This is a genomic window from Chitinophaga sp. GbtcB8 (genome assembly GCF_019091455.1).
GTDB lineage: Bacteria > Bacteroidota > Bacteroidia > Chitinophagales > Chitinophagaceae > Chitinophaga.
On sequence record NZ_JAGXJN010000023.1, the window covers coordinates 40348 to 47043 of the forward strand.

6 protein-coding genes are annotated in these 6696 nt (G+C 47.3%); 5 read left to right on the forward strand and 1 reads right to left on the reverse strand.

Annotation, left to right across the window (positions count from 1 at the left end; genetic code table 11):
- The first annotated feature begins 53 nt into the window (after nt 1–53).
- The gene (atpA, locus tag KVT36_RS19315; RefSeq protein WP_217605102.1) at nt 54–1631 is read left to right on the forward strand and encodes a F0F1 ATP synthase subunit alpha; all 1578 of its coding nucleotides are present in this window, start codon (nt 54–56) and stop codon (nt 1629–1631) included.
- 70 nt (nt 1632–1701) lie between these two features.
- Here the strand turns inward: atpA and KVT36_RS19320 are convergent, their stop codons facing one another.
- Nucleotides 1702–2121: an SRPBCC domain-containing protein gene (locus KVT36_RS19320; RefSeq protein WP_217605103.1), complete on the reverse strand. Its 420-nt coding sequence runs from the start codon at nt 2119–2121 to the stop codon at nt 1702–1704.
- 225 nt (nt 2122–2346) lie between these two features.
- On the opposite strand from KVT36_RS19320, the gene KVT36_RS19325 reads away from it, so the two are divergent.
- From KVT36_RS19325 to KVT36_RS19340, 4 genes are all read left to right on the forward strand, one after another.
- Nucleotides 2347–4500 carry a TonB-dependent receptor gene (locus KVT36_RS19325; RefSeq protein ID WP_217605104.1) on the forward strand — a complete coding sequence of 718 codons (2154 nt, stop codon included), beginning with the start codon at nt 2347–2349 and terminating at the stop codon, nt 4498–4500.
- A gap of 40 nt (nt 4501–4540) precedes the next feature.
- Nucleotides 4541–5188 carry a hypothetical protein gene (locus KVT36_RS19330; protein WP_217605105.1) on the forward strand — a complete coding sequence of 216 codons (648 nt, stop codon included), beginning with the start codon at nt 4541–4543 and terminating at the stop codon, nt 5186–5188.
- Between the two features lie 103 nt (nt 5189–5291).
- Nucleotides 5292–5594, forward strand: a complete 303-nt coding sequence (locus KVT36_RS19335) for a transcriptional regulator (RefSeq protein ID WP_254640095.1) — start codon at nt 5292–5294, stop codon at nt 5592–5594.
- A gap of 97 nt (nt 5595–5691) precedes the next feature.
- Complete coding sequence (locus KVT36_RS19340) at nt 5692–6540, forward strand: class I SAM-dependent methyltransferase (protein ID WP_217605106.1); 849 nt, start codon at nt 5692–5694, stop codon at nt 6538–6540.
- The last annotated feature ends 156 nt before the right edge of the window (nt 6541–6696 follow it).

Consider the following 6696-nt stretch of genomic DNA (forward strand, 5'->3'; position numbering starts at 1 on the left):
CAGCAATCTGAAACCTAAAAATTCTTAAAGCACTCTTTTTAAAAAGCATAATTATGGTTGAGATAAAACCTGATGAAATTTCGGCAATATTGCGCCAGCAATTGAGCAATTTCAATGCCGCAGCCGACCTGGAAGAGGTAGGCACGGTATTGCAGGTGGGCGACGGTATTGCCCGTATATATGGACTGAATAATGTTCGTTACGGTGAACTGGTGGAGTTTGAGAATGGTGTAAAAGCCATAGCCCTGAACCTGGAAGAAGATAACGTGGGTGTGGTACTGATGGGTGAATCCGGTGCAATAAAAGAAGGCAATAAAGTACACCGTACCGGTTTGATCGCTTCCATTAAAGTGGGCGAAGGACTGATAGGCCGTGTTGTAAATACCCTGGGTAACCCTATAGATGGTAAAGGCCCCATTACCGGCGAATTATATGAAATGCCCCTGGAGCGTAAAGCACCGGGTGTTATCTATCGCGAGCCGGTAAAAGAACCCATGCAAACCGGTATCAAGGCTATTGACGCCATGATCCCCATTGGCCGCGGCCAGCGTGAGCTGGTGATCGGTGATCGCCAGACCGGTAAAACCGCCATCTGTATTGACACCATCATTAACCAGAAAGAGTTTTACGATGCAGGCAAGCCTGTATATTGCATATATGTAGCTATTGGCCAGAAAGCCTCTACCATTGCAGGTGTAATGAAAACCCTGCAGGATAACGGCGCTATGGCCTACACTACCATCGTAGCTGCATCTGCCTCTGAACCGGCTCCGCTGCAGTTCTACGCTCCGTTTGCAGGTGCTGCCATCGGTGAGTTCTTCCGTGATACCGGCCGCCCGGCGCTGATCATTTATGATGATCTGTCTAAACAGGCGGTGGCTTACCGTGAAGTATCCCTGCTGCTGCGCCGCCCACCGGGCCGCGAAGCTTACCCTGGCGACGTATTTTACCTGCATAGCCGTTTGCTGGAGCGTGCCGCTAAAGTGATCGCCAAGGATGAAATAGCCCGCCAGATGAACGACCTGCCGGATTCTATCAAACACCTGGTGAAAGGTGGCGGTTCCCTGACCGCGTTACCGATCATTGAAACACAGGCCGGTGACGTATCTGCATACATTCCTACCAACGTGATCTCTATTACGGATGGTCAGATCTTCCTGGAATCCAACCTGTTCAACGCCGGTATCCGTCCTGCTATTAACGTGGGTATCTCTGTAAGCCGCGTAGGTGGTAATGCACAGATCAAATCCATGAAGAAAGTGGCCGGTACCCTGAAGCTGGACCAGGCGCAATACCGCGAAATGGAGGCCTTCTCCAAATTCGGTGGCGACCTGGATGCGGCTACCAAAGCCGTACTGGACAAAGGCGCCCGCAACGTGGAGATCCTGAAGCAGGCTCAGTTCAGCCCTTATTCAGTGGAAAAACAGGTAGCAATGATCTACCTGGGTACACAGGGTTTGCTGCGTGAAGTACCGGTGAGGAATGTACGTGCCTTTGAAGAAGCTTTCCTGCATGAAATGGAAGTACGCCTGCCTGAAGTGCTGGCCGAATTCAAAAAGGGTAACCTGGCAGATGATGGCATCAAAAAGATGGTGACTTTGGCCAATGAGCTGAAGCCAAGATTTGCATAAGTAAATAAGGTAATTTAGCATAATGAAGATCCCGGTCAATTGGCCGGGATCTTTGTTTTATACATGGTTGTTATTTACTTTCTGCGTAATTTTTAAAGTTGTCTATTACCGATTGGGTAAACCATTTTTGCATTTCAAGCGGGGTTTCTTTTTCCGGTACAAAGGTTTCTGCTACGGTAGTTTTATTGCCATCCGCTATGAATTTAATTGCGGAGCTTCTGCCATCGGAAACCAGATATTCAATAAGCTCATTGGGTATTATCCTGCTGTATTTGCCACTATGGTCAAACCCAACACGCCCGTCTTTAGTTTCCATTCTGAAAGAAAAGGTTCCGCCTTCTTTCAAATCGGCTTCCGCGCTTGGGCAATGCCAGTCATCGGAAGGGGCATTCCATTGCATAATGTCGGCAGGGGTTGTCCATAGTTTCCAAACCTTTTCTACCGGGGCATTTACCGTAGTTTCAACGGTGAAGGGTGCTGGGTTGCTCATAAATTTTGTGTTAATTGACTTTCAGGTTCTTTATCAAATTTATCAAAGGGTTTTGCATAAGGCAAGTTGATTGTGAATGATCTTATCTACTGCTGCCATTACCTCCATTTTCCCCGACCCTTTTCCCCCTTTCACCGCTCCTCATCCCCGCCTTAACCGATTTGTTTATATCGTAACTTTGTTTACAAAATAAACTAAATTAGCTTTGTTGTAAATCCCCAACCCATGTGGAAACATTCATTTAACCTATTGCTCTGTATATGTTTACCCGCGCTGGTACTGGCGCAGCAAAAAATTATCGGTAAGGTCACAGATGCTAAAAAACGCCCGCTGCCCGGCGTAAACGTGTATATAAAAGGCAGCTACGACGGTGCCACTGCCGGGGCAGACGGCACCTTTTCCTTTACCACCACTACCACCGGCCCGCAGGTGCTGGTAGCCAGCTTAATGAGCTTTCAAACACAGGAACAAGCCATAAACATTACCGGCCCCGTGCAGGTAACGCTTATGCTCAAAGCAGCTATGAATGAGCTGAAAGTGGTAACTATTTCAGCCGGTAGTATTGAAGCCAGCAATGATAAGAACAACACTGTGCTTAAACCCCTGGACATAGTAACCACTGCCGGCGCCACCGCTGATATTGTGAACGCGCTTAAAACACTGCCCGGCACACAGCAAACCAACGACCGGGAAGGCCTTTTTGTACGTGGTGGTACCGGTTATGAAACACAGATCTTCATTGATGGGTTAATGGTAAGAAATCCCTTTTTTACCAGCCTGCCGGACATGCCGGGCCGGGGCCGTTTTTCGCCCTTCCTGTTTAAGGGCACCACCTTTAGCAGTGGTGGTTACTCCGCCCAATACGGGCAGGGGCTTTCCTCTGCGCTGGTGCTGGAATCAGAAGACCTGCCCGCCCGCTCTTCCTATAGCCTGGGCGCCTCCGTGCTGGGTGTAAGCGGCGGGTTGGATGAATTGTCGAAAGATAAAAAAGGCTCCTTTGGCATAGAGGCGGATTATACCAACCTGGCGCCTTATTTCAATATAGCCAAGCCCAAGCAGGAGCCTACCGTAGGCCCGGAAATTATAGGTACTTCCCTGAACTTCCGCCGAAGAACATCTTCTACCGGTATCCTTAAATTTTATGGATATGGTAACTGGAGCCGGATGGGTTTTAAAAAGAACAGCATTGAATATCCCGGTTACCAGGAGCAAACAGACGTGCGTAACCAGAACGTATATACGAACCTCACCTATAAAGAGAGCCTGGGCAGTGGCTGGCGCATGAATGCCGGCTTCTCGTACAGCTCCAACATTGATAAAATAAAGCTGGATACTATTAAGAAATCGCCGGTAACCAATGTGCATGCCCGTTCAGACCTGAGCCAGCTGAGGTTAATGCTTACCAAAAGCCTGGGCGCTTTTTCCCAGCTGCGGCTGGGTGGTGAATACCAGTATGCGGCAGAACGTTCTGAGTTTAACAGTTACAAGGTTAATTATGTAGATAATTACTCCGCCGGTTTTGCAGAAAGCGATATTTATTTCACTCCCCGCTTTGTAGGCCGCTTTGGCGGACGCCTGGAATATTCTACTATACTGGCAAAAGTGAACCTGGCGCCCCGCGTTTCCTTAGCTTATAAGCTGGATGATTACAGCCAGTTTTCCCTGGCCTATGGCGATTATTACCAGAAGCCGGAACCACAGTACCTGCGCTTTAAGCAGGACCTGAGCTACATGAAAGCCACGCACTATATAGCCAGCTTCCAGCGCCTGTCAAGCAACTATACTTTCCGCGTAGAAGCATTCTATAAAAAGTATAAAGACCTGGTAAAAACAGTACCGGATACCCTTACTAACGGTACCGGCTATGCGAAAGGTATAGAGCTGTTCTGGAGGGATCGTAAAACCATTAAGAACCTGGATTACTGGATCTCCTATTCTTTCCTGGATACTAAGCGCAACTACCTGTACTACCCTTACGAGGTACAGCCTGATTTTGCGGCCAAACATACCGCCAGCCTGGTAATGAAGAAATATTTCCCCAAGATCACTACCAATATTGGGGTAACTTACAGCTATGCCAGTGGGCGGCCCTATTATAATCCCAACCTGCCGGAAAGTAAGTTCATGTCAGAAAAAACCATTGACTTTAATACATTAGGTTTGAGCGCCAGCTACCTTACTACTGTTGGCAAAGCATTCACCGTATTTGTAATATCCGTTACCAATGTGTTTGACTTTAAACAGGTATATGGTTACCGTTATTCCACAGATGGGCTGCGCCGGGAGGAGATAGTGCCCAATGCGCCCCGGTTCCTGTTTGTAGGCATGTTCATGAACTTTGGTGTTGACCGCCGCCAGGATGTAATTAATAATCTCTAAACATATCATTCAAACCATCAACAATAAAAACAGATCGTATATGAAACATTTCCTCCTTTTACTGTTACCGGTTTTTGCGGCTGTAGTTACCAAAGCCCAAAGCCCCCAATACCAGGATGCTATGACCAAACAGGTAGGCCTGCTGGATGTACCCGCCAGCTACAACCCGCAAAGTATGCTGGATATATCCAACACTTTTGAGCGTATTGCTGCAGCGGAAAAAAACCAGTGGCTGCCTTATTATTACGCTGCTTACTCACAGGTAATGTCTGCCCTGATGACGCAGGATAAAGATAAAATAGATGGCCTGGCAGATAAAGCAGAAGCCAACATCAACAAAGCTGATTCATTAAAACAGAATGATGATGAAGTAGCCTGCATCCGTTCCCTCATTGCCTCCTCACGTATTATGGTAGACCCGCAAACCAGGGGACAGCAGTACGGTCCGGAATCCGGCATGCAAATACAAAAAGCCAAACAGATAAATCCTGAAAACCCGCGTGTATACCTGCTGGAAGGCCAGGCCCTGTATTATACACCGGAACAGTTTGGCGGCGATAAAGCAAAAGCCAAAGAAGTATTACAGGTAGCCCTGCAGAAATATGCAGCCTTTAAACCCGCCAGCAGCATAGCACCGCACTGGGGCGAGCCCCATGCAAAAGATCTGCTGCAACAGGCAGGCAAATAATACAGGAGAAAATGTGAAGTGCGAAAGGTGAGGTACCGCCATGCTTCACCTTTCATTTTCTGCCCTTCGCACTTTAATTTGATATTCGTTAACTATAGTTGTGATGATGTATTTTAAAGACCTGGACCCTGTTCTGCATTCACAACTGCGCCTGGCCATTATGTCGGTACTGGTCAGCGAGCAGGAGGCGGAATTTATGCTGCTGAAAGAAAGGACCAATGCCTCTGCCGGAAATCTGAGTGTGCAGATCAATAAGCTGAAAGAAGCCGGTTATATTGATGTGATCAAACAATTTAAAGACAACTATCCGCAAACCCTTTGCAAAATAACCACGCAGGGCAGCAAAGCCTTTGCAAGCTACGTAAGCTCTATACAATCCTATCTGAACGCGGGTAAGCACAAATAATTGCTGCAGCCGGAACTGCGATGTTACTTCAGTTCTAACCGCTAATTTTATAGGGAAGCCATCGGATCGGCCTTTTCATTCCAAAAATGTTACTCCCATGAATACCCCTGCATCCATGTTGAGAGTGGCGCCCACTTCAGCATTGATACTATCTTATGCCAAAGAAATGTATACGGACCCGCTAAGCCGTAAATACATGCAGTACATAGACCTGGGCGATGTGCAACCCCTTGTGGCAGCTATCAGCCAGCTGAATGTCCCGCTGGAGGGCATGATACAGCTGCGCAAAAAAATGGTGCGTTATCTTATACGGCAGTTCATTAGCCGGTACCCACAGCAACAGATCTGTATTATAGCAGCTGGTCTGGATCCCCTGGGATTACAGCTGGCAGCGGAGTACCCGCAGCTGATCAACGGTATTTATGAAATGGACCAGGCCTGGATGGAGGATAAAGGCCGTATTTACCGCAACATTGCGCCTCAGCTAAGCTTACCCGTTACCCTGCTAACAGATATTACCCATACCATACAATGCAAGCGGCAGCTAAGAGACGCCGGTTACGATGCTTCACAGCCTGCCATCATTATCCTGGAAGGCATTGTTCCCTATATAACGGAGGAACAGTTCCGAGATATTATACAATGTTTTAGTACAAAGAATGCGCGCAATACCGTGATCATAGATTACCTGCTGCCGGCAGAAGATATCAGATCGGCCGCCACCAGGCATGCATTTAACGAAATAAATGACCTGCTGCAAAAGAGCCTGGGTGTGGAGCTTTATTATTACAGCCGTAAAAAGATATTGAACATACTGGAGCTGCTGCAGGCAGAAATACACGACGTGTATGATATGCATACAGTGGAGGAGAAGTTATATGGCCATAACAACATTTATCCCCACCGGGGCGATAGCTGGATGGAAATGGCAGCATTTCATCTTTAGCAGTTAGCTATTAGTTATTAGCTATTAGCTGTCAAGGCAAGTTCTAAAAGTAAAAAGCCTTCAACACCATATGATGTTGAAGGCCTTTTTATTGAGATACATTTATTACTGAAGTACATTTTACCGCTAACGGCTAACAGCTAACAGCTAACACCT

Coding starts and splice junctions, on each gene's coding strand:
- KVT36_RS19340 (WP_217605106.1), top strand. CDS start 5,692: ATGAATACCCCTGCATCCATGTTGAGAGTGGCGCCCACTTCAGCATTG.
- KVT36_RS19335 (WP_254640095.1), top strand. CDS start 5,292: ATGATGTATTTTAAAGACCTGGACCCTGTTCTGCATTCACAACTGCGC.
- KVT36_RS19325 (WP_217605104.1), top strand. CDS start 2,347: ATGTGGAAACATTCATTTAACCTATTGCTCTGTATATGTTTACCCGCG.
- atpA (WP_217605102.1), top strand. CDS start 54: ATGGTTGAGATAAAACCTGATGAAATTTCGGCAATATTGCGCCAGCAA.
- KVT36_RS19320 (WP_217605103.1), bottom strand. CDS start 2,121: ATGAGCAACCCAGCACCCTTCACCGTTGAAACTACGGTAAATGCCCCG.
- KVT36_RS19330 (WP_217605105.1), top strand. CDS start 4,541: ATGAAACATTTCCTCCTTTTACTGTTACCGGTTTTTGCGGCTGTAGTT.